This is a genomic window from Roseovarius salincola (genome assembly GCF_026891095.1).
Classification (GTDB): Bacteria; Pseudomonadota; Alphaproteobacteria; order Rhodobacterales; family Rhodobacteraceae; genus Roseovarius; species Roseovarius salincola.
Genome location: NZ_JAPTNL010000012.1, coordinates 88,592 through 112,768, shown reverse-complemented (window position 1 = coordinate 112,768; position 24,177 = coordinate 88,592). Strand labels below are relative to the sequence as shown.

The 24,177-nt window shown below is 65.7% G+C and carries 30 protein-coding genes; 8 read left to right on the top strand and 22 right to left on the bottom strand.

Going from position 1 to position 24,177, the window contains the following annotated elements; all coding sequences use genetic code 11:
• Nucleotides 1–7: 7 nt before the first annotated feature.
• From N5A93_RS13670 to folK, 6 genes are all read right to left on the bottom strand, one after another.
• Nucleotides 8–670 carry a DUF2062 domain-containing protein gene (locus N5A93_RS13670; RefSeq protein WP_268955659.1) on the bottom strand — a complete coding sequence of 221 codons (663 nt, stop codon included), beginning with the start codon at nt 668–670 and terminating at the stop codon, nt 8–10.
• A gap of 9 nt (nt 671–679) precedes the next feature.
• Complete coding sequence (locus tag N5A93_RS13665) at nt 680–2,821, bottom strand: RelA/SpoT family protein (RefSeq protein ID WP_268955658.1); 2,142 nt, start codon at nt 2,819–2,821, stop codon at nt 680–682.
• 30 nt (nt 2,822–2,851) lie between these two features.
• Nucleotides 2,852–3,211, bottom strand: a complete 360-nt coding sequence (gene rpoZ / locus N5A93_RS13660) for a DNA-directed RNA polymerase subunit omega (protein WP_085817103.1) — start codon at nt 3,209–3,211, stop codon at nt 2,852–2,854.
• 95 nt (nt 3,212–3,306) lie between these two features.
• Entirely contained in the window at nt 3,307–3,597 is a 291-nt protein-coding gene (locus N5A93_RS13655; protein WP_268955657.1) for a DUF6525 family protein, read from the bottom strand.
• Between the two features lies 1 nt (nt 3,598).
• Nucleotides 3,599–4,816, bottom strand: a complete 1,218-nt coding sequence (locus N5A93_RS13650) for a GTP-binding protein (protein ID WP_268955656.1) — start codon at nt 4,814–4,816, stop codon at nt 3,599–3,601.
• A 98-nt stretch (nt 4,817–4,914) separates the two neighbouring features.
• Nucleotides 4,915–5,481 (bottom strand): 2-amino-4-hydroxy-6-hydroxymethyldihydropteridine diphosphokinase, encoded by a 567-nt coding sequence (gene folK / locus N5A93_RS13645; protein WP_268955655.1) that lies wholly within the window; start codon nt 5,479–5,481, stop codon nt 4,915–4,917.
• Between the two features lie 143 nt (nt 5,482–5,624).
• On the opposite strand from folK, the gene N5A93_RS13640 reads away from it, so the two are divergent.
• The 5 genes from N5A93_RS13640 to rnhA all read left to right on the top strand — a co-directional run bounded on the left by N5A93_RS13640 (nt 5,625) and on the right by rnhA (nt 9,053).
• Entirely contained in the window at nt 5,625–6,197 is a 573-nt protein-coding gene (locus N5A93_RS13640; protein WP_268955654.1) for a LabA-like NYN domain-containing protein, read from the top strand.
• A gap of 145 nt (nt 6,198–6,342) precedes the next feature.
• On the top strand, nt 6,343–7,296 hold the full coding sequence (ispH, locus tag N5A93_RS13635; protein ID WP_268955653.1) for a 4-hydroxy-3-methylbut-2-enyl diphosphate reductase: 954 nt from the start codon (nt 6,343–6,345) through the stop codon (nt 7,294–7,296).
• Nucleotides 7,297–7,358: 62 nt separating this feature from the next.
• On the top strand, nt 7,359–7,973 hold the full coding sequence (locus N5A93_RS13630) for a LysE family translocator (protein WP_268955652.1): 615 nt from the start codon (nt 7,359–7,361) through the stop codon (nt 7,971–7,973).
• Entirely contained in the window at nt 7,970–8,422 is a 453-nt protein-coding gene (locus tag N5A93_RS13625; protein WP_268955651.1) for a DUF3429 domain-containing protein, read from the top strand. The genes N5A93_RS13630 and N5A93_RS13625 overlap by 4 nt, the downstream gene beginning before the upstream one ends.
• A gap of 175 nt (nt 8,423–8,597) precedes the next feature.
• Entirely contained in the window at nt 8,598–9,053 is a 456-nt protein-coding gene (gene rnhA / locus N5A93_RS13620) for a ribonuclease HI (RefSeq protein WP_268955650.1), read from the top strand.
• Between the two features lie 16 nt (nt 9,054–9,069).
• On the opposite strand, the gene N5A93_RS13615 is transcribed toward rnhA, so the two are convergent.
• From N5A93_RS13615 to N5A93_RS13590, 6 genes are all read right to left on the bottom strand, one after another.
• On the bottom strand, nt 9,070–9,843 hold the full coding sequence (locus N5A93_RS13615; RefSeq protein WP_268955649.1) for a LamB/YcsF family protein: 774 nt from the start codon (nt 9,841–9,843) through the stop codon (nt 9,070–9,072).
• A 9-nt stretch (nt 9,844–9,852) separates the two neighbouring features.
• Nucleotides 9,853–10,869: a 5-oxoprolinase subunit C family protein gene (locus N5A93_RS13610; protein ID WP_268955648.1), complete on the bottom strand. Its 1,017-nt coding sequence runs from the start codon at nt 10,867–10,869 to the stop codon at nt 9,853–9,855.
• Nucleotides 10,866–11,606 (bottom strand): 5-oxoprolinase subunit B family protein, encoded by a 741-nt coding sequence (locus N5A93_RS13605; RefSeq protein ID WP_268955647.1) that lies wholly within the window; start codon nt 11,604–11,606, stop codon nt 10,866–10,868. Before N5A93_RS13605 ends, N5A93_RS13610 begins: the two co-directional genes overlap by 4 nt.
• An 8-nt stretch (nt 11,607–11,614) precedes the next feature.
• Entirely contained in the window at nt 11,615–12,910 is a 1,296-nt protein-coding gene (locus N5A93_RS13600) for a TRAP transporter large permease (RefSeq protein ID WP_268955646.1), read from the bottom strand.
• A 9-nt stretch (nt 12,911–12,919) separates the two neighbouring features.
• Complete coding sequence (locus tag N5A93_RS13595; protein WP_268955645.1) at nt 12,920–13,468, bottom strand: TRAP transporter small permease; 549 nt, start codon at nt 13,466–13,468, stop codon at nt 12,920–12,922.
• 64 nt (nt 13,469–13,532) lie between these two features.
• The gene (locus N5A93_RS13590; protein WP_268955673.1) at nt 13,533–14,498 is read right to left on the bottom strand and encodes a TRAP transporter substrate-binding protein; all 966 of its coding nucleotides are present in this window, start codon (nt 14,496–14,498) and stop codon (nt 13,533–13,535) included.
• A 199-nt stretch (nt 14,499–14,697) separates the two neighbouring features.
• Between N5A93_RS13590 and N5A93_RS13585 the strand changes: the two genes are divergently transcribed.
• A complete protein-coding gene (locus tag N5A93_RS13585) occupies nt 14,698–15,219 on the top strand; it encodes a winged helix DNA-binding protein (protein WP_268955644.1) in 522 nt (173 codons plus the stop codon).
• Between the two features lies 1 nt (nt 15,220).
• Here N5A93_RS13585 and N5A93_RS13580 read toward each other — a convergent pair whose 3' ends face one another.
• Genes N5A93_RS13580 through def (N5A93_RS13560) form a run of 5 tightly spaced genes read right to left on the bottom strand, consistent with a single transcriptional unit; the run spans nt 15,221 to nt 17,678 of the window.
• Complete coding sequence (locus tag N5A93_RS13580; RefSeq protein WP_268955643.1) at nt 15,221–15,463, bottom strand: GlsB/YeaQ/YmgE family stress response membrane protein; 243 nt, start codon at nt 15,461–15,463, stop codon at nt 15,221–15,223.
• A 12-nt stretch (nt 15,464–15,475) separates the two neighbouring features.
• On the bottom strand, nt 15,476–15,718 hold the full coding sequence (locus N5A93_RS13575; RefSeq protein WP_268955642.1) for a hypothetical protein: 243 nt from the start codon (nt 15,716–15,718) through the stop codon (nt 15,476–15,478).
• A 15-nt stretch (nt 15,719–15,733) separates the two neighbouring features.
• Nucleotides 15,734–16,639, bottom strand: a complete 906-nt coding sequence (fmt, locus tag N5A93_RS13570; RefSeq protein WP_268955641.1) for a methionyl-tRNA formyltransferase — start codon at nt 16,637–16,639, stop codon at nt 15,734–15,736.
• A gap of 13 nt (nt 16,640–16,652) precedes the next feature.
• The gene (gene def / locus N5A93_RS13565; RefSeq protein WP_268955640.1) at nt 16,653–17,150 is read right to left on the bottom strand and encodes a peptide deformylase; all 498 of its coding nucleotides are present in this window, start codon (nt 17,148–17,150) and stop codon (nt 16,653–16,655) included.
• Between the two features lie 3 nt (nt 17,151–17,153).
• Nucleotides 17,154–17,678: a peptide deformylase gene (gene def, locus N5A93_RS13560; RefSeq protein WP_268955639.1), complete on the bottom strand. Its 525-nt coding sequence runs from the start codon at nt 17,676–17,678 to the stop codon at nt 17,154–17,156.
• A gap of 256 nt (nt 17,679–17,934) precedes the next feature.
• Here def (N5A93_RS13560) and N5A93_RS13555 point away from each other — a divergent pair, with 256 nt between their 5' ends.
• Both N5A93_RS13555 and N5A93_RS13550 read left to right on the top strand, forming a co-directional pair.
• A complete protein-coding gene (locus tag N5A93_RS13555) occupies nt 17,935–19,107 on the top strand; it encodes a MalY/PatB family protein (protein ID WP_268955638.1) in 1,173 nt (390 codons plus the stop codon).
• 79 nt (nt 19,108–19,186) lie between these two features.
• Nucleotides 19,187–19,726 (top strand): DUF3833 domain-containing protein, encoded by a 540-nt coding sequence (locus N5A93_RS13550; RefSeq protein ID WP_268955637.1) that lies wholly within the window; start codon nt 19,187–19,189, stop codon nt 19,724–19,726.
• Nucleotides 19,727–19,777: 51 nt separating this feature from the next.
• On the opposite strand, the gene N5A93_RS13545 is transcribed toward N5A93_RS13550, so the two are convergent.
• From N5A93_RS13545 to cobI, 5 genes are all read right to left on the bottom strand, one after another.
• Complete coding sequence (locus N5A93_RS13545; protein WP_268955636.1) at nt 19,778–20,392, bottom strand: AAA family ATPase; 615 nt, start codon at nt 20,390–20,392, stop codon at nt 19,778–19,780.
• Nucleotides 20,393–20,431: 39 nt separating this feature from the next.
• Nucleotides 20,432–20,782, bottom strand: a complete 351-nt coding sequence (locus N5A93_RS13540; RefSeq protein WP_268955635.1) for a hypothetical protein — start codon at nt 20,780–20,782, stop codon at nt 20,432–20,434.
• Between the two features lie 83 nt (nt 20,783–20,865).
• Complete coding sequence (gene cobM, locus N5A93_RS13535; protein WP_268955634.1) at nt 20,866–21,639, bottom strand: precorrin-4 C(11)-methyltransferase; 774 nt, start codon at nt 21,637–21,639, stop codon at nt 20,866–20,868.
• A gap of 34 nt (nt 21,640–21,673) precedes the next feature.
• Complete coding sequence (gene cobJ, locus N5A93_RS13530) at nt 21,674–23,482, bottom strand: precorrin-3B C(17)-methyltransferase (protein ID WP_268955633.1); 1,809 nt, start codon at nt 23,480–23,482, stop codon at nt 21,674–21,676.
• Entirely contained in the window at nt 23,473–24,174 is a 702-nt protein-coding gene (cobI, locus tag N5A93_RS13525; protein WP_268955672.1) for a precorrin-2 C(20)-methyltransferase, read from the bottom strand. The genes cobJ and cobI overlap by 10 nt, the downstream gene beginning before the upstream one ends.
• Nucleotides 24,175–24,177 lie beyond the last annotated feature (3 nt).

The following is a 24,177-nucleotide window of genomic DNA, read 5'->3' as shown; positions in this document are numbered from 1 at the left end:
GCCCAACCTAATCCTGTTTCTTCTTGGCGTCAGCCTTTTGCGCGGCCTTTTCGCGGATCGCGGCCCACTTGGCCTTAAGCACCCCCTTGCGGCGGTTCTGATAGGCCTGGATCACCGGCAGTGTCAGGTAATAGGCGATGGTCCCGGCGATCAGCCCGGCGACCACCCCGCCCACGAGGTAGGGAAGAAACACTTCGTCATAGAACAGCGTCAGATGGCTCCAGTCGGCGCTCTGGTCATTGAAGATCGACAGGATGTTATGCTTCAGATCCCGCCCCGCATCCACGAACTTGCCGCCCAGCGAACGCTGCACCTCGTCGCCGATGGCCCCGTGCCGGCCCATCAGGAAATGCCCCAGCTGCAACGACACCACGCCAATCGGCAGAAAGGTCAGCGGATTGCCAACGAAGGTCGCCAGCAACGCCGCAACGATATTGCCGCGCATGACCCATGCGACCGAGGCCGCCAGCAGGAAATGCAGCCCGAAGAGCGGCGAGAACGTCACCATGACGCCCGCAAAAATGCCCCTTGCGATGCGATGCGGCGGATCGGGAAGACGATGCAGGCGGTGCTTCACATAGCGGAACGCACGGGTCCAGCCGCCGCGCGGCCAGATCAGATCGGCGACGGCCTGCCAGATCGGTCGTCTGTCACGGCGCTTGAAGACCACGTCGGGCTCCTAGGGTTCTATCTGTGCCGTGGCCCCGGTTCCGGGCGGATCCCGGAGCCGTTCCACCGAAGCCACGTCGCTTTCCGCATCGAGTACCGAAATCAAACCATGCAAATGTTCCGCATCGCGCAATTCGACATCAATCAGCAACCGGAAGAAATCCGGCTTGCGGTCCACGAAGGTCAGGTCCGAGATATTGGCCTTCTGCTCCCCGATCAATGTGCAAATGCGCCCAAGCACGCCCGCATCGTTGCCGATCGTGATATCCAGCGTCACGTCATAGGCCGCCGGATGGGTTCCCGAGTGCCAATGCAGGTCCAGCCAGCGTTGCGGCTGGTCGTCATAGGCCGACAGCGATTCGCAGTCGATGGCATGCACCACCACGCCCCGCCCGCGATAGGTGATGCCGACGATCCTCTCGCCGGGCAAGGGCTGGCAGCAGCGCGCCCGCTCAAAGCTCTGATCGGGCGAAAGGCCGATCACCGCGCGCTCGCGGCCCACCTCCTCCCCCGCATCGGGGACAAGGTCGGGATAGACCGCGTTCAGCACTTGATGCGCGGTCAGTTCGGCACTTCCCAGACGCGCCAGAACCTCTTCGCGACTTTTAAGGCGCAGCGTGCGCGCCGCACTTTCCAGCGCCTTGTCGGTGGCCTTCTTGCCGACATGTTCAAAGGCCGAGCGCGCCAGTTCGCGACCCAGCTTGATGAAACGGCCCCGGTCCACCTCGCGCAGGGCGCGGCGCACCGCGGCGCGCGCCTTGCCGGTGGTGGCGATGTCCAGCCATGTCGCCTGCGGGGTCTGGCCGTCGGCGGTGATCACCTCGACCGACTGGCCGTTCTTGATCCGCGTCCATAGCGGCACCCGCATGCCGTCAACCTTGGCGCCCACCGTGGCGTTGCCGATCCTCGTGTGGATCGCATAGGCGAAATCAATCGGCGTCGCGCCGCGCGGCAGCTTGACCACATCGCCCTTGGGGGTGAAGCAGAACACCTTGTCCGCATACATCTCCAGCTTGACCGCCTCGAGGAAATCCTCGTGATCCTCCTCGGCGTCGAACTGTTCGGTCAGGCTTGAAATCCACTTTGCCGGGTCCACCGCAAAGGGATTCCCGACCCGTACACCATCGCGATAGGACCAATGCGCCGCGACGCCGGCCTCGGCCACGTCATGCATCTGGCGGGTGCGGATCTGCACCTCGACCCGCTTGCCGTCGCGCCCCGAGACCGTGGTGTGGATCGAGCGGTAGCCGTTCGATTTCGGCTGGCTGATGTAATCCTTGAACCGCCCCGGAACCGCGCGCCAGCGGCGGTGAATCGCACCCAGCGCCGCATAGCAATCCTCTTCGCGCTGCGCGATCACCCGGAAGCCGTAAATGTCGGACAGGCGGGAAAAGCCCATCTCCTTTTCCTGCATCTTGCGCCAGATCGAATAGGGCTTCTTGGCGCGCCCGAACACTTCGGCCTCGATGCCCGCCTTGTCCAGCTCAAGGCACATGTCGCCGGTAATGCGCTCGACCACGTCGCCGGTTTCGCGCTGCAAGGTGATGAAGCGGCGGATGATCGAGGCCCGCGCATCGGGGTTGAGCACGCGAAAGGCCAGGTCCTCCAGCTCTTCGCGCATCCATTGCATCCCCATGCGCCCGGCCAGCGGGGCGAAGATATCCATCGTCTCTCGCGCCTTCTGGCCCTGTTTCTCCGGGCGCATCGCGCGGATCGTGCGCATGTTGTGCAGCCGGTCGGCCAGCTTGACCAGGATCACGCGCAGGTCCTTGGACATGGCCATGAACAGCTTGCGGAAATTCTCCGCCTGCTTGGTCTCGGAGTTGGACAGCTGCAGATTGGTCAGCTTGGTGACCCCGTCCACCAGATCGGCGATCTCATCGCCGAACCGCTTGGCCACGCCGTCGTAAGAGGCGCGGGTGTCCTCGATCGTGTCATGCAGAAGGGCGGTGACAATGGTGGCATCGTCAAGGCGCTGCTCGGCCAGGATGGCGGCGACGGCGACAGGATGGGTGAAATAGGGCTCCCCCGAGTAGCGCAGCTGCCCGTCATGCATCGCGCGACCGTAATCATAGGCCGCGCGGATCAGCGCCTCATCGGTTTTGGGGTTGTAGGTGCGGACCAGCGCGACAAGGTCGTCAACCGCAATCATGCCGTCCGCATCTCCGGTGTCTGGTCCGGCTCAGCCCTGGCCCTGCGCTTCCATGAGCGCACGCAGCAGCTTTTCCTCGGACATGTCGTCATCGGCTGCCGGCTTGTCCGGCTCGCCACCACCCATCAGCAGGGCCATCGAATCCTCTTCGGGCTCGTCCACCTCGATCTGGGTCTGGTTCGATTCGATCAGTCGCTCGCGCAGCTCATCGGCCGACTGGGTCTCTTCGGCGATTTCGCGCAGGGCGACGACCGGGTTCTTGTCGTTGTCGCGATCGACGGTGATCGGCGCGCCAGCGGCCACTTCGCGTGCGCGATGCGCGGCCAGCATCACCAGCTCAAATCGGTTGGGAACCTTGTCGACACAATCTTCAGTGGTAACGCGGGCCATGGGACCTCCGGATAAGTCGTAAGTCGTCTTGCAAGAGACCGCCTATCTAAGACCTCGCAACCGGATTTACAAGCAGAGAATCAGTCCCGCCGCGCCTACAGGCCAAGGCCCGCGCAGTCCCGATCCGCCACCCCGGCAAGGTGCATCGCATCGCGCCGCAGGCGCGCCGCCTCGGCCCGCTCGAGGCTGGCCAGCGCGGCTTGCTCGTCGCCGCCACTGCGCTCCAGCGCCCGCTGCCAGATGCGCCTGACCGAGCGCGCCGACCATGGCAGCGCCGCCTGCGCCAGCCAGCGGCGCGCCGCGCATGGCAGGCGGTCGTATTCGGCCATCGGATCGCCCGCGCGGCGGCGGCGCATCGGCAGGCGGGTGCGGCAGTTGCGCGCCATCTCAGGCCGCCGCTTGCCGCCGCCAGACCGGAAACGGATCGCTTAGCCCGGCGAACGTTTCGGGCGCGAAATGATCCCCGGGGCCGGTCAGCGCCGAATCCAGCGCGGCGGTGATCGCGCCACGGTCCATTCCGGTGCCGATAAAAACCAGCTCCTGGCGCCTGTCGCCGAACGGCTCCTGCCAGTGACGTTCAAGATACTGGCGCGCCTGCGGATGATCGGGCCAGCGGTCGGACGGGACCGTCGCCCACCAGGTGCCCAGCGGTGCCACCCGCGACAGCGCCCCCGCAAGGCTGAACTCGGCGACCCAGTCAGGCCGCGTCGCCAGCCAGAAATGCCCTTTGGCGCGGATCACACCGGGCAGCGGCCCGTTCAGCACCTTGTGCAGGCGTTCAGGGTCGAACGGACGCCGCGCGCGATAGACAAAGGAGGCGACACCGTATTCCTCGGTTTCCGGCACATGATCGGCAAAACCGTAAAGCTCCTTGGCCCAGAGCGGATGCTCATGCGCCTTGTCGAAATCGAACAGGCCGGTATCGAGTATCTCAGCGGCCACGACCTCGGCGAAGTCGGTCTCGATGATGCGCGCATCGGCATTCAGGCTGCGCACCACCTTGCGCGCAGCATCCAGCCGCTCTTGCCCGGCATCTGTCACCTTGTTGAGGACAACGACATCGGCGAACTCGATCTGATCGACCAGCAGATCGACAAGCGTGCGGTCGTCCTCTTCGCCCGCCACCTCGCCACGGTCGCTCAGGAAATCGTGGCTGGCGTAGTTTTCCAGCAGGTTCACCGCATCGACCACCGTCACCATCGTATCCAGCCGCGCCACATCCGACAGGCTCTCGCCCGCCTCGTCGCGAAACTCGAAGGTCGCCGCCACCGGCAGCGGCTCGGCAATGCCGGTTGATTCGATCAGCAGGTAGTCGAAACGCCCCTCGTCCGAGAGGCGGCGCACCTCCTGCAAAAGATCGTCGCGCAAGGTGCAGCAGATGCAGCCATTGGTCATTTCGACCAGCGTTTCCTCGGTCTGGCTCAGATCGGCACCGCCTTCGCGCACGAGGTCGGCGTCGATATTCACCTCGGACATGTCATTCACGATCACCGCCACGCGGCGCCCCTCGCGGTTGTTGAGGACATTGTTGAGCAGCGTGGTCTTGCCCGCGCCCAGAAAACCCGAAAGCACGGTGACTGGCAGGCGGCGGTCCGGTTGCGACATTGGGAACTCCTGTGGTCCGGTGAATAAAGATGTTATGTTATACTATTACATCGCTCACCTGACCGAATGCAACCCGTCCCGTCGCGCCCCTTCACCCGCTAGATCGCCACCACCTCCGCCAGCGCCTCGGCGGGCAAGGCATCGCGCATTTCCGTGACCGTCCGGCCCAGCACCGGGTGGCGCCACTCCGGCGCCACGTCCGCCAGCGGCACCAGCACGAAGGCGCGCTCGTGCATCCGCGGATGCGGCAGGATCAGACGATCCGGGGCCTGGCTTTGCTGCGCCTCCGGCGCAAGATCGCGCCAGGCCTGATAGGTGGCAAGATCCGGCAAGACCGCGTCGCCCGACGCGATCAGGTCAAGATCCAGCGTCCTCTGCCCCCAGCGCTTCGCCCTTTCGCGCCCGAAACCGGCCTCGATCCGGTGCAACAGACCCAACAACGCCTCGGGCGCACCGTCATAGGCGAGCACCGCCGCCGCATTGACGTAATCGGGGCCGGCACCTGGCGGGAAACAGGGCGTGCGATAGAACCGGCTGACCGACGCGACAGAACAACCCGAAGATGTAATGCGACTCAGCGCCGCACGTAGTGTTTCATGCGATTCACCTTGCGCAGAGGGCATGTTTCCGCCCAATGCGATGAGGTGAAATTTGTCAAAAAACATTCCCGACCTATCCTTATGGATGTGCAAACACTATTGCCTATTTCGTGATAACGCCTAGGTTTGCCAGCTATCTTTGGCCCGTTTCTACCGAGTTTTGTTGTTAATTGCAGGGTCAGAGGGGATAAACCGGAAGGATTTTGTATATGTTCTACAAAGACGAACGGCTTGCGCTGTTCATCGATGGCTCCAACCTCTACGCGGCTGCCAAGGCGCTCGGGTTCGACATCGATTATAAACTGCTGCGCGCAGAATTCATGCGTCGCGGCAAACTGTTGCGTGCCTTCTACTATACCGCGATGCTGGAGAATGACGAGTATTCACCGATCCGCCCGCTGGTCGATTGGCTGAATTACAACGGCTTTTCCATGGTGACCAAACCCGCCAAGGAATACACTGACAGTCAGGGTCGGCGAAAGGTCAAGGGAAACATGGATATCGAACTGACCGTGGACGCGATGGAACTCGCACCGCGGATCGACCATATCGTCCTGTTCTCGGGCGATGGCGATTTCCGCCCGCTGGTCGAAAGTCTGCAACGTCAGGGCGTGCGCGTGTCGGTGGTCTCGACCATCCGCAGCCAGCCGCCGATGATCGCGGACGACCTGCGCCGCCAAGCCGACAATTTCATCGAACTCGAAGATCTCAAGGACGTGATCGGCCGCCCCCCGCGCGAACCGATGACCAGCCGCGAGAACATCTACGAAGAAGAAAGCTGAGCGCGGCCAAGAGCCACAGCCACCGCCCAGGCCCTGCGATGCCCCGCATCGCGGGGTTTCCAGCGTTGTGACCCCGGCTTTCTCCCGATCGCCTCTGGACGTGCTGCGGCCATGACCTTAGGTCTGGACCAGACAGGAGACCGCCATGACCATCAAACCCCCGCTTACGCTATACCTTGCAGCGCCGCGCGGCTTTTGCGCGGGCGTGGATCGCGCCATCAAGATCGTCGAGCTGGCGATCGAGAAATGGGGCGCGCCGGTCTATGTGCGCCACGAGATCGTCCATAACAAGTTCGTCGTCGATGACCTGCGCGCCAAAGGCGCAGTCTTCGTCGAGGAGCTCGATGAATGCCCCGATGATCGTCCGGTCATATTTTCCGCCCATGGCGTGCCCAAGTCGGTTCCCGCCCAGGCCGCGAAACGGCAGATGCTTTATGTCGACGCCACCTGCCCGCTGGTTTCCAAGGTCCATATCGAGGCCGAGCGCCACCATCAGAACGGCCTTCAGATCGTGATGATCGGCCATGCCGGCCATCCCGAGACCATCGGCACGATGGGCCAGTTGCCCGAAGGCGAGGTCCTGCTGGTGGAAACCCCGTCAGATGTGCCCGCGCTCGATGTGCGCAACCCCGAGCGGCTGGCCTTCGTCACCCAGACCACCCTGTCGATCGACGACACCGCCGATATCGTCACCGCGCTGCGGGCGCGTTTCCCCTCCATCAAAGGCCCTCACAAGGAAGATATCTGCTACGCCACCACCAACCGTCAGGAGGCCGTCAAGGCGATGGCCCCCCGGGCCGATGCGATGCTGGTGGTGGGCGCGCCCAACTCGTCGAATTCCCGCCGCCTGGTCGAAGTCGGCGCCAAGGCGGGTTGCAGCTATTCGCAGCTCGTGCAGCGCGCAGGCGACATTGACTGGCGCGCACTGGACGGTATCGCCTCGATCGGCATTACCGCCGGGGCCAGCGCCCCCGAAGTCCTGGTGAACGAAGTGATCGACGCCTTTCGCGACCGCTATGACGTGACCGTCGAACAGGTGGAAACCGCGCAGGAGAACGTCGAATTCAAGGTGCCCCGCGTGATGCGCGAAACCGCCTGAGGCGACTTGACAGCCCCGCGCGGCTGTGGCCCCTCTTGAACGGTCTCACGAAAGGGGGGCGCATGAGCCTTCAGTTTCTCATCACCGCCCTCGTGGTGGTCATCGCGCCGGGAACCGGCGTGATCTACACGCTGGCCATCGGGCTCGGGCAGGGGCGGCGCGCCGCGCTCATGGCGGCGCTTGGCTGCACGCTCGGGATCGTTCCGGCGCTGCTGGCGGCCGTGCTGGGGCTGGCAACGCTGCTGCACATGTCGGCGCTGCTCTTCCAGGTCGTGAAATTCGCCGGCGTGGCCTATCTGCTCTGGCTGGCGTGGCAGGCGCTCGGATCCGACGGCGCGCTCAATCTGCGCCCCGACGCGCGCGCCGAGCCGGGCCTTGCCATCGCCCGGCGCGGTGCGCTGATCAACATCCTCAACCCCAAGCTCTCGATCTTCTTCCTGGCCCTGCTGCCGCCGTTCCTTTCCGGCAATCCCGCCACCGCCACCGCCGAAATGATGGGCCTTGGCGCAGTCTTCATGGGGCTGACATTCGCAGTCTTCGCGGTCTATGGCAGCTTCGCCGCCGCCATGCGCGACAGGGTGCTGTCGTCGGCGCGCGCGATGCGCTGGATCAATCGCGGGTTTGCGGCGATATTCGGCGCGCTGGCGGCACGCCTCGCATTGGAGAAAACCGCATGACGACCATTCCCCGCGCCCCTTTGCTGCTTGGCCTCGCCGGGCTTATCCCCTTTGTCTGGGGGGCGCTGACGGTGCTTGTTCCCGATCTCGGCATCTGGACCAGCCAGACCCTCGGCGGGCGTTTCGCGGGGCCTTATGTCATGCTGTTCTACGGCGCGGTGATCCTCAGCTTCATGTCGGGGGCGCTCTGGGGCTTTGCGACGCTGCTCAAGGGCGCGCAGGCGGCGACCGGTTACGGGCTGGCGGTCCTGCCCGCGCTCTGGGCGTTCTTCATGACGGGGGGCGGCCCGACCGGATCGGGGATCTCGCTGATGGTGGGGTTCATCGGCATTCTCGGGCTCGACTGGCTGTTCTGGTATCATGGCGCCGCACCCGAATGGTGGATGGCGCTGCGCCTGCCGCTGACGGCCGTGGTGGTGACATGCCTCGGGATCGGCGTGTTCCTCTGACACCGCCCCGCGCGTGATCCCGCGCATCGATTGACAGCCCCCCCTCCAGCCTGCATCAGGACAGCCATGACCGATCTCACGCTCTATTCCATGCCCGCCTCGGGCAACAGCTACAAGGTGCGGCTGCTGCTGGCGCTGCTGGCCGCCCTGCCGGGCCATGTGGAGCTTTTGCAGGATGGCTGAGCTTTTCGCCTATACTGACGGGGCCTGTTCGGGCAATCCGGGGCCGGGGGGCTGGGGCGCGCTGTTGCAGGCGGTCGAGGGCGACACCGTCCTGCGCGAACGCGAGCTGCAAGGCGGCGAGGCCGAGACCACCAACAACCGGATGGAACTGCTGGCCGCCATCGCCGCGCTCGAGGCCCTCTCGAAGCCCAGCAAGATCACCATCGTCACCGACAGCGCCTATGTGAAGAACGGCGTCACCGGCTGGATTCACGGCTGGAAACGCAACGGCTGGAAGACGGCGGCGAAAAAACCGGTCAAGAATGTCGAACTCTGGCAGCGCCTCGATGCGGCCCGCGCCCGCCACGAGGTGACATGGGAATGGGTCAAGGGCCATGCCGGCCACCCCGAAAACGAACGCGCCGACGCATTGGCGCGCGCCGGCATGGCGCCTTTCAAACCCGGCTGAAACCGGGGGCAGCCCCTCAGACCGGCACGCCCTCGAACCGCTTGAGGCGCACGCCGCTCTCCTTCAGGGCGCGGCGCACCTCAGTCGCGATGGAGACCGCCGTCGCCGTGTCACTATGCAGGCAGATCGTGTCGATCCGCGTCGGAATGCGCTTGCCGCTTTCGGTGATGATCGCGCCCTCGCGCACCATCTCGGCCATGCGCGCCCCGGCCCTGGCGGCATCGTGGATCACCGCGCCCGGCTGGCTGCGATCGACCAGCGTCGCATCGTCGTTATAGGCCCGGTCGGCAAAGATCTCGCAGGCCACCCGGCAGCCCAGATCGCGTACCGCATCCTGCTGCTTTGTCCCCGCCAGAACCATGATGATCACATCCGGCGCGACCGACAGCGCCGCCTCGTAACACGCCCGCGCCATGGCTTCGTCCTGCGATGTCATATTGGACAGCGCGCCATGCAGCTTCACATGCCGCACCTCGCCCCCGGCGGCGCGCGCCATCGCCTGCGCCGCGCCCACCTGGTAGCGCACAAGATTGCCAAGGCTCTCATGCGGCAGCATCATCCGGCGGCGGCCAAAGCCCTGAATGTCGGGAAAGCCGGGATGCGCCCCGATTCCCACATCGCCCGCCACCGCCATGCGCATGATCTGCGCCATCACGTCCCAATCGCCCGCATGCAGCCCGCAGGCGATATTGGCCGATGTCACGATATCCAGCAACGCCGCATCATCGCCCATCACCCAATGGCCAAAGCTCTCGCCCATATCGGCGTTCAGATCGACGGTCGGTTCCATGGTTTCTCCTCAATGCTTGTGTGTGTCTCCGGCGCTCACGCCGCTGATAAGGTCATATGATAACAGGTCCCCCATCCGCTGGGGATCGCGCAGAAGCGGGCTCAGCCGCTTGCCCATAGTCTCGACATGGCGCGCCGCCTCACGCTCCAGTTCCACCGCTTCATCCAGCGTGACAAAGGCGAACCGCAAGGGCGCGCCCGGCCCCGCCTGCACCAGCCGGGGCATGTCGCAAGGCAACACCGTGCCGATCCGCGGATAACCGCCCGTGGTCTGGCACTCGGCCAGCAGCACATAGGGCGTGCCGTCACCGGTCATCTGGATGTCGCCCGGCACCACCACATCCGAAAGCACGTTGCGCCCGCCTTCAAGGGTGAACCCCGCGCCCTCCTGTTCCAATGGCACGCCCATCCGGTTGCCGCGCGCGCCGCGCCGGAACTCGGTTGCGGTGAACCGCTCGACCTGGTCTTGCGGGAACAGCGCCGTCTGAAAGCTCTCGACCATGCGGATCGTGCCACCCCCGAACCGTTCGCCCGGATCGAGCGTCAGGCCTGTCTGATCGCCCGTCTCCGCGCCGGTATCAAGCCGTGCGCCCTGTTCCAGGGGTGCGCCCAGCCCCGCCGCCAGATGCGCGCCGCGCGCGCCCAGCCGCTTGGGCGCATCGAAACCGCCGCCCACATGCAGGTAGCCATAGCTGCCCATGCGCGCTCCGCCGATCGACAGCACCGCACCCTTCGGCATCGCGTGGCTGGCATTCCATGCCAGCGCCGCGCCATCCAGTGTCGCCTGCATCGGCGCACCGGTCAGGGCGATCCGCAGATCCGCCCCGGCGGTGAAGTCGCCACCCATCCCGGCCATCTCCAGCACCGCCAGATCGCGCCCCTGCCCCAAAAGCGCCGCGCCCTCGGCCAGTGCCAGCCGGTCCGCCGCCCCGCCGCGCGACAACCCGAACCCCAGATAGCCCGCGCGCCCCTCGTCCTGAAGGGTCACGCCCGGCCCGATCCGGCCAATGGTCAGCGCGCGGCTCATCGGATCGGCTCGCTCTCGGCCCCGCCATGCGGGTCGCGGCGCATGGATTCAAGCGTCTCCGCATCCACGGGCGTGAATTGCGCCTCGTCGCCGGGGCGCAGCAGAAAGGGCTGCTCGGCCTCAGGCTGAAACAACCGGATCGCGGTCTGGCCGACATGCTGCCAGCCGGTCGGCGTGCTCACCGAGAACAACACCATCTGGCGGATCGCCACCGCCAGCGCGCCCTCGGGAATACGCTTGGTCAGGTTGCTCTGGCGCGGGATGTCCCAAGGCGCGGGCAGCTCGCCCAGATAGGGCTGGCCGGGCGCGAAGCCGATCGCCTGCACCCTGACCCTTGCGCCCGAAAGCGACGCGATCGCCTCGGCCTCGCTCATGCCCGCGGCTTCGGCCGCCTGGCCCAGCTGCGGCGCAAGCTCGGTGCCGAACACCGTCGGAATATGCCACAGCCGCCGCCCACCGGGCAGCGCCGCAGCCCGCCAGTCGCGGCTTTCGACCAGTAATTCCAGTTTTTCGCGCAAGCCCGCGTGGCTCAGATACAGCGGATCGAACCGCACAAAGCTCGACACCAGCGACGATGACACCTCCTCGACGCCGTCCCACGCCTCGCGCTCCAGCGCCGCGCTCAAGGCCAGCGCCGCGCGGTTGGCGGGTTCGCTCAGCCTGTCGGCAAAGGACACCAGCATCCCATCCACGCCGACGCTGCGAATAATCGGGGGTTCGGCCGTTTCCTGTTCCATTGCCCCGGTCACATCCGGCCCGGAAGATAGGTCACGACACCGGGGAACATCACGATGATCACCAGCGCCAGCGCCATCAGCAGGAAGAACGGCAGCGCCGCGACCGCCACGCTCAGGATGTCGCGCCCGGTCAGCGATTGCAGCACGAACAGGTTGAACCCCACCGGCGGCGTGATCTGCGACATCTCGACCACGACCACCAGGAAGATGCCGAACCACAGCGGGTCGATCCCCGCCGCCTGCACCATCGGCATCACCACCGAGGCCGTCAGCACCACCACCGAAATCCCGTCAAGGAAACAGCCCATCACCACGAAGAACACGGTCAGCGCCGCCAGCAGCGTATAGGTCGAAAGCTCCATTCCCCCGATCCATTCGGCCAGGACGCGCGGGATGCCGGTAAAGCCCATCGCCACCGTCAGGAACGACGCGCCAGCCAGGATGAAGGCGATCATGCAGGAGGTCACCGTCGCGCCCATCAGCCCCTCGACAAAGCTCTTGCGGTTCAGCGTCCCCGTGCTCCAGGACAGGACCAGCGCCAGCACCACGCCCACGGCCGCCGCATCCGTGGGCGAGGCGAGCCCCGTGTAGATCGAGCCGATCACCCCGGCAATGAGCGCGATCACCGGCAACAGACGGCGCGAGCGGCGCAACTTTTCGCCAAACGGCACATGCAGCGCCTCGTCGGGCAGGCTCTTGCGGTTCACCAGCGCCCAAAGCGCGACATAACCCACGAAGAGCGACACCAGCAACACGCCCGGCAACACACCCGCCACGAACAGCCGCGCGATGGATTGCTCGGTCGCGACGCCATAGACGATCAGGATGATCGAGGGCGGAATGAGCAGGCCCAGCGTCGCCGATCCCGCCAGCGTGCCGATCACCATCTTCTCGGGATAACCCCGCTGCGTCAGCTCCGGGATCGACAGCTTGCCGATGGTCGCCGCCGTCGCCGCCGACGAGCCCGACACCGCCGCGAAGATCCCGCAGGCAAAGACATTCACATGCAGCAACTGCCCCGGCAGCCGGTTCATCCAGGGCGACAGCCCCGCGAACATGTCCTCCGAAAGGCGCGAGCGAAACAGGATCTCGCCCATCCAGATGAACAGCGGCAGCGCCGCCAGCGCCCATGAATTGCCGTGCCCCCAAAGCGTGGTCGCCATGACAAGGCCCAGCGGCGCCTCGGTGAACAGCGCCATCGCCGCGATCCCCACCCCCAGAAGCGAGAACGCGACCCAAAGCCCCGACCCCAGAAAGGCGAAGAGCAGCACCAGCAGAATGACGGAAAGCAGGGCGATGGACATATCCGTTTCCTATTCGTTGAGAAGGTTTTCGCCCTTCCCCGCCCAGGAGGGCCGGGAACCGCGCAAGAGGCCGTAAATCTCGTCCGCCAGCGCCAGCGTCAGGATCGCAAGACCCAGCGCCACCGGCGACTGCACCAGCCACAGCGGGACCGACACCATCCCGGAGCTGCGATCGCCGAATTCATACGATTCCCACACCAGCAGGACCATGAAGAGCGTCGCGAATGCGCTCATTGCCAGCGCGATGGACGTGACCAGGATCTCGGCCATGTGGCGCGCCCGTTCCGGCAGGCGCATCACGACCAGCGTGACCCGGATATGGCCTCCCTCGCGCAGCGTATGGGCCAGCGCCAGAAAGGCCGACGCGGCCAGGAAGAAACCCGTGAAATCCGCATAGGACGGGATCGTCAGGCCAATCCCCTTGCCGGTCAGCGCGGCGGCGATCTTGTCGGCAAGGTTCAGGCAGACCTGCGCGAAGACCAGCACCACGATGGCCACGATGAAACAGGCCGCAAGCCCGCCCGCAAACCGATAGATCGACGTCAGAACAGGCCGCATGGCATCCTTCCTCCCCTGGATCGGCCCGGACACGTCGCCGCGTCCGGGCCGGTTTTGTCATGGCTTACTGCTGATAAGCGTCCAGAAGTGCTGCGCCCGCATCGCCGGCTTCGGCTTTCCAGTTCTCCAGCATCTGCGCACCGATATCGCGCAAGCCGTCCATCAACTCGTCGCTGGGCTCGATCACGGTGATGCCGTTCTCTTCGAGGATCGCGACCTTCTCATCGGTCTCGGCCTGGCTCATCTCCCAGCCGCGGGTCTCGGCCTGCGCGGCAGCCGCCAGCACGGCGTCCTGAACGCCCTCGTCAAGCCGCTGGAACGCGCGCTTGTTCACGACGATGATGTTTTTCGGAATCCACGCCTGGATGTCAGTGTAGTGCGACAGGAAATCCCAGGCCTTGGAATTCGCGCCCGTCGAGGGCGAGGTGATCATCGCCTCGACCCGCCCGGTGCTGAACGCCTGGGGAATATCCGGCACCTCGACCTGCGTCGGTGCCGCGCCCGCAAGGTTCGCGAACTCTTCCAGCGTGGCATTGTATGTGCGGAACTTCAGCCCCGACAGATCATCGACCGAAGTGATCTCCTTGGTCGTGTAAAGCCCCTGCGGCGGCCACGGCACGGCATAAAGAACCATCATGCCCTGTTCATCCAGCAGATCCGAGATCACATCTTTCTGCGCCGCCCAGAGACGCGCGGCCTGGTCATAGCTGGTCGCCAGGAACGGCAGCGAATCCGCGCCGAAAACCGGGTTGTCATTGGCCAGCAGCGAAAGGAAGAACTCGCCCGCAGGCACCTGCCCGCTGCGCACGGCCTTGCTGATCTCGGGGTGCTTGAACAGCGACCCGGCGGAATGCACCTTGATTTCCAGCGCGCCGTCGGTGGCCTCGCTGACATCCTTGGCGAATTCATGGACATTCACCGTGTGAAAGGTGGCGTCCGGGTAGGGCGTCGGCATGTCCCAGGTGTCGGCCTGAACCTGCATGGCCAGCCCAGCAAGCGCCGCAACGGCGCCGGTGAAGTAGCGTGTCATATGCATCTCGAAACTCCCTGTCAGAGATTATCATTGCCTCATGAAGGCATAACGTTGATAATTTGTCAACGTTATGTCATTTTACCACTATCAACGCATATGACCGGGCTCTGGACATTCTCCAAAGGTTCAAGGCATCCGGGGGACTTAGCGGGAAGACGCGGGCGTTTTCCCTCACCGGCCAAGGAAAGGGCAGCGCATGAGCGAACAGACACCCGACAGGCGGCGAATCGTCTCCTCACGCCACCTTGCCGATGGCGAGGGCTGGGAATTGTCGGAACTCGAATTCGGCCTGATCATCGCCTTCAACGCCTTTTCGCGCTGGATGACGCGCTGCATGGCGGCGTCCGGCCATTCCGATCTCAGCCCGCTGGAAATCCTGATCCTGCACAACACCAACCACCGCAACCGCGACAAGCGGCTTTCGGATATCTGCTTCCTGCTCAATATCGAGGACACCCACACCGTCAATTATGCGCTGCGCAAACTGGTCAAGGCCGGGCTGATCGAAACCGAGAAACGCGGCAAGGAAGTGTTCTATCGCACCTCGCCCGATGGCGCCGCGCTGTGCCAGGCCTATCGCGACGTGCGCCGCCAATGCCTGCTCGAAGGGATGTCGGGCGGCGACCTTTCGGGCGAAGACCTGCGCCAGCTCGCCCGCGTGCTGCGCGGGCTGTCGGGGCAATACGATCAGGCCAGCCGCGCTGCGGCCTCGCTGTGATCTATTTCCTGCGCGCGATATAGGTCCGGTAGGCCCAGATCAGCAGCAAGGCACCCAGCACCGCGCCGATCAGCCCGCCCAGCAGCCCGGCGACCGTCAGGATCACCTGCAACACCAGCCCGCCGATCAACGCCCCGGCGATGCCGATTGCGATGGTGGTGACGATATCGGTTTCCATCCGCATCAGCCGCGTCGCCAGAAACCCTGCCGCCGCGCCGATGATGATCAGGTAAATCGCGCTCATCACCGTCTTTCCTTACCGTCTGCGCCGCCAATGGGTCGGCACGATGATCAACGCCCCGATCGACGAGAGCACCGCATCCACCCCCGGCGCGCCGAACCTGATCCCGAACATGATACGCAGGAAATAGAACAGGAACGCGCCGCCCACGCAGATGATGATGGATTGCACATAGCCGTTGCGCGTAAAGCCGGTCTTTTCCGACAGGTAGCCCACGATGCCCGCAATCACCACCGTGCCGATCAGCGTGGGAAACATAGACCTACCCTTCCATTACAGGTGCGTGCCCACCGGCAACGCATGCCCCAGCAGGAAACTTTCGGCATCCTGCGCCGCGCGTCCGGCCCGTTGCAAGCGCGAAATCCTGACCGCGCCGCTGCCGCAGGCCACGGTCAGCCGGTCATCCAGAACCTCGCCCGGCGCGCCCTGCGCCTCGGCGATGGAGGAACCCAGCAGCTTGATCCGCTCGCCCCCATGTTCGATCCAGGCACCGGGAAAGGGCGACAGGCCCCTGATCTGCGCGTCCACCTCGGCGGCGGGCCGGGTCCAGTCGATCCGCGCCTCGGATTTGTCGATCTTCTCGGCATAGGTGACGCCCGCCTCGGGCTGCGGCTCGGGCGTCAGGTGATCCAGCTGCGCCAATGCCGCGACAATCGCCTCGGCACCCATCCTTGACAGCCGGTCATGCAATTCGCCGGTGGTCTCCCTGGCGCCGATCTTCGTGGCGCGGCGCAACAGCACCGGGCCGGTATCCAGCCCCGCCTCCATCTGCATGATGCAGATGCCGGTTTCGCGGTCCCCCGCCATGATCGCGCGATGAATCGGCGCCGCCCCGCGCCAGCGCGGCAACAGGCTGGCATGGATATTGAGGCAGCCCCGGCGCGGCGCATCCAGAATCGCCTGCGGCAGGATCAGACCATAGGCCACCACCACCGCCACATCCGCGCCCAGCGCGGCGAAATCGGCCTGCGCGTCCGCGTCCCTGAGGCTCTCGGGATGGCGCACCTCAAGGCCCAGCTCCAGCGCCCGCGCCTGAACCGGAGTCGGGCGCGCCCGTTTGCCACGTCCCGCCCGGCGCGGCGGCTGGCAATAGACGGCTGCCACCTCGTGCCCGGCCTCCACCAGCGCGTCCAGCACCGGCACCGAGAAGTCCGGCGTTCCCATGAAAATCACGCGCATCGCTTCGCCCATCCTATCCCGCCAGTTTCTTCGCCTTGCGCAACAGCATGTCGCGCCTGACCTTGCTCAGCCGGTCGAAATACATCCTTCCCTCCAGATGGTCGATCTGGTGCTGCACGCTGGTCGCCCAGAGCCCGATGAAATCGCGCTCCTCGATCTCGCCCTTGTCGTTCATGAACCGCACCGTCACCGCGCGCGGGCGCTCCACCTGCGCCGAGACCCCCGGCAGATTCGGGCTGGCCTCTTCATGGGTGCGCAACTCGATACTGGCATGCAGGATCTCGGGATTGGCCATGCGCACCGCCTGCCCGCGCTTGTCGCTGGCATCGACCACCGCAAGGCGCTGCATCACGCCGATCTGCGGCGCCGCCAGACCCACGCCCGGCATCGCCTCCATCGTGTCGATCATGTCGTCCCAGATGGCGCGGATCTCGTCGCTGATCGCCGCCACCGGCGCGGCGCGGGCGCGCAACCGCCGGTCCGGCCATGCAAGACAGCGGCGCACGCTCATGGCTCAGGCCCTCGCCTTTGCCTGCTCGCGCTTCAGCTTCTGCATTCGCCTTGTGATCAACTGGCGCTTCATCGGCCCCAGATAATCAATGAACAGCTTGCCGTTCAGGTGGTCGATCTCGTGCTGCACACAGGTCGCCCAAAGCCCGTCGAACGTCTCCTGCCGCTCATTGCCGTCCCGGTCGATCCAGCGCACGTCCACGGCGCTCGGTCGCGTGACCTCGGCATATTGCTCGGGGATCGAAAGGCACCCTTCCTCATAGACACTGGTCTCGTCCGATGCGGCCAGAATCTCGGGGTTGAACATCACCAGCGGGCGCGGAGTTTCGCCCTCTTCCTTGACGCAATCCATGACGATCAGCCGGTCCGTCACCCCGACCTGCGGCGCCGCCAGCCCGATACCGGGCGCATCATACATGGTCTCGAGCATGTCATCTGCCAAGGCCCGCAACCCGTCCGACAGATCGTCGACAGGCGTGCAGATCCGTTTGAGGCGCGGATCGGGGTGGATCAGAATGGGCCGTATCATGCGGAGGGATTTAGGTCATGCCCGCTGGCCGCGCAATGGGCCAATCTTTCGACAGGCGGGGGCCAGAGCGATTGTTGGCATGATAATATTCCAATATATTACTCAAAAATGGTATATATTCCTATTTTTTAAGATAATAACAGAACACACTTCCAATATAGTGAAAGATATCAGAATATCCGTCGCCGTAGCATCCGCCCTACAACCCCGCGCCCGCAGCGTATAGCCTGCCCTCAGAACCAGCAAGGAGACCCGCATGGATTTCGACCGCATCATCGACCGCCACGGCACCCATTCCCAGAAATGGGACATGATGGAGAAAATCTACGGTGTGCCCGCCAGCGACGGCATCCCGATGTGGGTCGCCGACATGGATTTCCAGCCGCCGCAATGCATCTCGGACGCGCTGCAAGGCATGGTCGATCACGGGATCTACGGCTATTACGGCGATGACCGCAGCTACCTCTCCGCCATCCGCTGGTGGATGCAGGAACGCCACGGCTGGCGCGTCGAGCCCGAATGGGTCTTTACCACCCACGGCCTTGTCAACGGCACCGGCCTGTGCGTCGACGCCTTCAGCGAACCGGGCGACGGGGTGGTGCTCTTCACCCCCGTCTACCATGCCTTCGCACGCGTCATCAAAGCCGCCGGCCGGCGCGTGGTGGAATGCCCGCTCGCGCAGGACGGCAACCGCTACGTCATGGATTTCGACGCCTATGACGCGATGATGGACGGCTCGGAAAAAATGCTCGTGCTCTGCTCGCCGCACAATCCCGGCGGCCGCGTCTGGACCCGCGAGGAACTGCAGGGCGTCGCCGATTTCGCCCGCCGCCATGACCTGATCCTGGTCTCGGACGAAATTCACCACGACCTGGTGATGCCCGGCCAGTCCCATATCGCCATGCCGCTTGTGGATGACCGCATCGCCGACCGTCTGGTGATGATGACCGCCACCACCAAGACCTTCAACATCGCCGGGGCGCATACCGGCAATGTCATCATCGCCGACGAGGCCCTGCGCGCCCGTTTCGCCACCTGCATGGGCGCGCTCGGCATGTCGCCCAATTCCTTCGGCCTGGTCATGGCCGAGGCCGCCTATTCCCCCGAGGGCGCCCAATGGGTCGACGCCCTGGTGCGCTATGTCGATGGCAACCGGCGGCTCTTCGATGCGGGAATCGAGACCATCCCCGGCCTCGCCTCCATGCCGCTCGAGGCCACCTATCTCGCTTGGGTCGATTTCGCGGGCACCGGCATGGATGCCGGCGACTTCACCGCCCGCGTCGAAAAGGACGCCCGCATCGCCGTCAATCACGGCCCCAGCTTCGGCACCGGCGGCGAAAGCTTCCTGCGCTTCAACCTCGCGACACCCCGCACCCGCGTGCAGGAGGCCGTTGCCCGCCTGCAAGAGGCCTTCGCCGACCTGCAATGACACGGCTTGGCGCGCATGGCACTTGCCCCGTGCGCGCCACGGTCTAACTCTGGTCAGCAACATACGACCGGAGCCTCAGATGATCCGCGCCCTCGCCGCCGCTTTCGGCCTTGCCGCCCTCGCCCTCTTGGCCGCCTGTTCGGGGCGCCCCTCGCTCGATGATCCCGTGCTCAGCAGCCGCGATTTCGAACTGCAGGAGTTCTTTGCGGGCACGACCGTGGCGCATGGTCAGTTTCAGGATCGCTTCGGCAAAGTGCGTCGCCGCTTCGAGGTGGCGATCGAGGGCACATGGGACGGCGAGACCCTCACCCTGACCGAGGATTTCACCTATGCCGACGGCGGCACCGAACAGCGCATCTGGACCCTGCGCCAGACCGGCCCGGAAAGCTGGGAAGGCAGCGCGCCCGGCGTGATCGGCACCGCGCGCGGCACCGAAAAGGGCGATACGTTCAACTGGACCTACCTGATCGACCTGCCCACGCGCGACGGCACCACGCGGGTGCATTTCGATGACTGGATGTGGCAGCTTTCCGATACCCGCGTGCTGAACCGCGCCTATATGCGCAAGGCGGGCGTGACGCTGGGATCGGTCATCATCATCTTCGAAAAGCAGCCCTGACAGCACCGGAACAGGCCCGCGCCGCGATCGCGGGTCGGAACCACCGGACGCTCAGCAAAGACATTCGAGAATGAATTTCACGCGGGCCGCCGACCCGGTCTTCGGCAGGATGATGGTCTCGTAACCGAGCCGAGCAAAGCCATCGAGCAGCCGATGATATTCCGCGATGCTCTCCGTCATGGCGTGCTGTCGTTCCCTGTCCGTCCGGTAGATTTCGGGCCAGGGCGGCGTCATAAAGACTCTCCTGTGAAAGGGGCTTCGCCCCGCAAGGGTTTCGGTCGCCGCGAGCGCTGTTGCGTGTTCCAGCGTCAACGCTGCGTCCACCAGCCCGCGGTCGCAAAAGACCCATTCGTCTGATTGCTTCAAACGCTTCCGGTCATCCTCTGCCATCTCGATGGCGCGCCGCGCAAAGGCGGCAAGGTCGACCCATGGCAGCGCCTTGCCCTCACCGCAGAGTTCCTCTGCAACGATCCGCCTGCCGGGTTCCTCGACGGTGCCGAAACCGCGCCGCCCCAACTCGGTCAGCAAGGTCGACTTCCCTCCCCCCGAACATCCCGACAGGATGACGTGCCGACTCTCGGCGTCACCGCGCATCTCGCGTTCCTTCCATGTCGCTCTTGCAAGATACGTATCGGCCAGCAGCAGCCTGCTTCCCCGTGGCCGCATCGCCCGGTGTCCGGCGCCGGCCTGCGCGGATGGCCGGCCTCAATCCTTGGCGATCAGCGCGACGGGCGCCTCCGGGTCGCGCACGAAATCCACCGGCTGACGGTCGCTCGCCTCGGTCACGCGCTTGAGCTCGAACCGCATCTCGCCGCCCTCTTCCTCCGAGGCCACGATCAGGCATTGCGACAGGTGCTTGGGGCCGTCGTAAAGATCGACCAGCCCGCGCAGATGCGGCGCGCCCTGCGCCTCAAGCGCGAAACCGCCCTCCCAGGCGCGCAGCACGCGGTAAACGTCCTCGCCCGCGCGCACGCGCAACCGGTGGCTCGCCTTCCAGCCTTTCTTGCGTGCCTCATCAAGGCCCGCCTGAACATCGGGGGGTAAATATGTCGTCATGATCGCGCTTCTTTCCAATACGACCCCAGTCTGTCGCAGCAAAACGTAACCGTCACGTAAAAATTCAGCTCAGGGTTGGAAAATCAGCGCCGCTCCGTGGTTTTCGGGCGCAGCACATGCGGATGCGCGGGGTCGTAAAGCGCGCTCTCCTTGAAATCCGCGACCTCCCCAAGCACCGGCCCCACCAGGATCAGCGCGGTGCGCGTGATCTTCTCGGCGCGCACCTTCTCGCGGATGTCGCTGAGCGTGCCGCGAATGAACAGCTCGTCCGGCCAGCCCACCCGGCAGGCCACCACCACCGGGCAATCCGTGCCGTAATGGGGGATCAGCACACGCTCGATCTCGCGCAGCGCCCGCACGCCCAGATGAATCGCCAGCGTCGCGCCGGTCCGTGCGAAATTCTCCAATGTCTCGCGCGCGGGCATCGAGGTCGATTTCATCGACACCCGCGTCAGCACGATGGACTGCGCCAGCTCCGGCACCGTCAACTCCTGTCCCAGCGCCGCCGCCGCCGCCGCATAGGCGGGAACACCGGGAATGATCCGGTAATCGATCCCTTCGGCGCGCAACCGCCGGATCTGCTCGGCGATGGCGCCATAAAGCGAAGGATCGCCCGAATGCACCCGCGCCACGTCCTGACCCTTTTCATGGGCCGCACGGATCGCCGCATGGGTCTCGTCCAGAGTCATCGCCGCGCTGTCCATCACCAGCGCACCCTCCGGCGCACAGCCCACCACCTCCCCGGGCACAAGGCTCCCGGCATAAATGCAGACCGGGCATTCCCCGATCACCCGCTCCGCCTTGCGCGTCAGCAATTCCGGGTCGCCCGGCCCCGCCCCGATGAAATAGACGGTCATTGCCGCACCCCTCGCTTCATCTTGCCCAAAATACTCATGTCATGTCGCCCGCCGCCAGATCGCCGTCGATCTTGCGCGCATAGCCGCGCGGCGTGAACATCCGCCCACCCTCGCCCAGTTCGGCCAGCCGCGACTGGCTCGATCCCACCAGGACCACGGTCAGCATGTCCACCTCGTCCACCTCCAGCGCATCCAGACGCCGATAGCGCAGATGCTCCTCGGGCCGCCCCAATGAGGTCGCCAGCATCACCGGCGTGTCACCCGGACGATGCGCCAGCAGGATGTCGCGCGCCTCGGCCAAGAGGGTGCGTCTTGTCCTCGACACCGGATTGTAGAAGGCGATCACGAAATCGCCCTCGGCGGCGGCGCGCAGACGGCGCAGGATATCCTCGCGCGGGGTCAACAGGTCGCTCAGGCTGATGGTGCAGAAATCATGGCCCAGCGGCGCCCCCGCCCGCGCCGCCGCACCCTGCAAGGCCGACACGCCGGGCGAACAGACCACCTCGACGCGCCGCGCCGCATCGCTTACGCCCTGCGCCTCTGCGCCCCGGTCCAGCAGCTCGAAGACCAGCGCGCCCATCGCATAGATGCCCGCATCCCCCGAACAGATCAGCGCGACGTTGCGCCCCTCGGCGGCGCGCTCCAGCGCATGGCGGCAGCGCGCCTCCTCGCCGCCCAGCGGGAAATCGCTGCGCGCCTTGCCCGCCGCCAGCGGCCCCAGCAGGTCGATATACAAGCCATAGCCCACCAGCTCGTCGGCCTCGGCAATCAGGCGCGAGGCCTCGGGCGTGCGCCAGGACGCCTGGCCGGGGCCGATGCCGACCACGCTCAGCCGCCCGCGCGCGCGCCCCGGCATCTCCGTGATGGGCGCCTCCGCGCGCCCCAGCGCACAGGTCGCATTGGCGCTCTTGCGCTTTTCCACCGCCAGCTGCGTGCCCGCGGCCAGCACAGCGCCCTCGGCCACCCCGTGGCAGCCCACCTCGGCGAAAACCACCTCCGAGGGGTTCGCCAGCCGCCCCGCCTCGGCCTCGAGCGCATTGGCATCAAACAGCCGCAACGGCACGCCCAGACGTGCCGCCACCGCGTTGATCGCGGGCTCGTCGGCCTTGAGGTCGATCGAGGCGACACAGGCCACCGCCCCCGGCGCGATCCCGGCCTCGGCCAGCGTGGCCTCGACCAGCGCCCACATCTCGGCCGGATCGCAGTTGCGCGCGCATCCCAGACCCAGCACGAACCGCTGCGGGTGATAGACCAGCCGCTTCGCACCACCCGCCTCGGGCGCCTCGCTCACCACCAGCTCGACCTGGCCGGCCCCATCGTCCCCGATGCCAAAGATGTCCTCGCCCAGCAGGCGCACACCCTCGCCCGCCAGCATCGACGCCATTGCCGGTTTCGCATCCCCGGGATTGGCCAGCCGATAGCCCTCGGGCGGCGCATCAAGCGCGACGCCCATTGCCACATCGCCCGCCGTCGTCACCGCCGCCTTCGCGCCAAGGCCATCGGCGATCCGCGCCGCCAGCCGGTTGGCGCCGCGATGCCCGCCCAGCAGGGGCACCACGACCGACCCGTCATCGCTCACCGACAGCACCGGCGGCTCGACGCGCTTCTCGCACAAAAGCGGCGCCACCGCCCGGATCAGGATACCGCTGGCGCAAACCCCCACCACCGGCACGCCGGCGGCGAAAAGATCGCGCACATGCGCCAGCGCATCGGGAAACCAGGCGTCCGCCTTCTCCACCCGCCCCTCGCGCCCATGCAACGCGGCGCCCAGATCACGGGCCACGCGATGCGCCACCGCCTCTCCCGACCGGCTCAAGGCCAGAACCACAGGTTTCACAGCCATGGGTCGCCCCCCTTCACCAAAAGGATCATCGAAAAATACGGCGCATCAGGCGGCGCCTCGGCCAGCGGGCAGACCACCTCCTGGGGCAGGCTCGCGCGCTCCACATAGACCGCCCGCGCCGTCAGGCCCAAGGCCTCGATCACGCCGCGGATCTTGGCCATGTGACGCCCCACCTTCATGATCGCCACGCTCTCCGCACCCTCGATGCGGGCGCGCAGCTCGTCCTCGGGCAATGGTCCCGGCAGGACCGTCAGCCGCTCGTTGCGCGCCACCAGCGGCATCGCGGCGCGCGCCGCGCAGGCAGTCAGGGACGTCACCCCCGGCACGACCTCCACCCGGTAGCGCGCCGCAAGGCGCGCGAACACATACATGAAGGAGCCATAAAAGAACGGGTCGCCCTCGCAAAGGCAGACCACGTCACGCCCGGAGTCGAGCACCCCGGCAATCCGCGCCGCGCCCGCGTCATAGGCAGCCTGCGCCGGGGCGCGCGCGGTGCTCATCGGCACCTCCATCACGATCTCCTCGGCGCCCGGCGCGATCGCCGAGGCCGCGATGGCGCGGGCGAAACTCTCGCCCCCCGCAAGGCTCGGATAGGCCACCACCTCGGCCCCCGCGATCAGGCGATGGGCGCGCAAGGTCATGAGCTCAGGGTCCCCCGGCCCCAACCCGACGCCATAAAGCACACCGCTCATGCC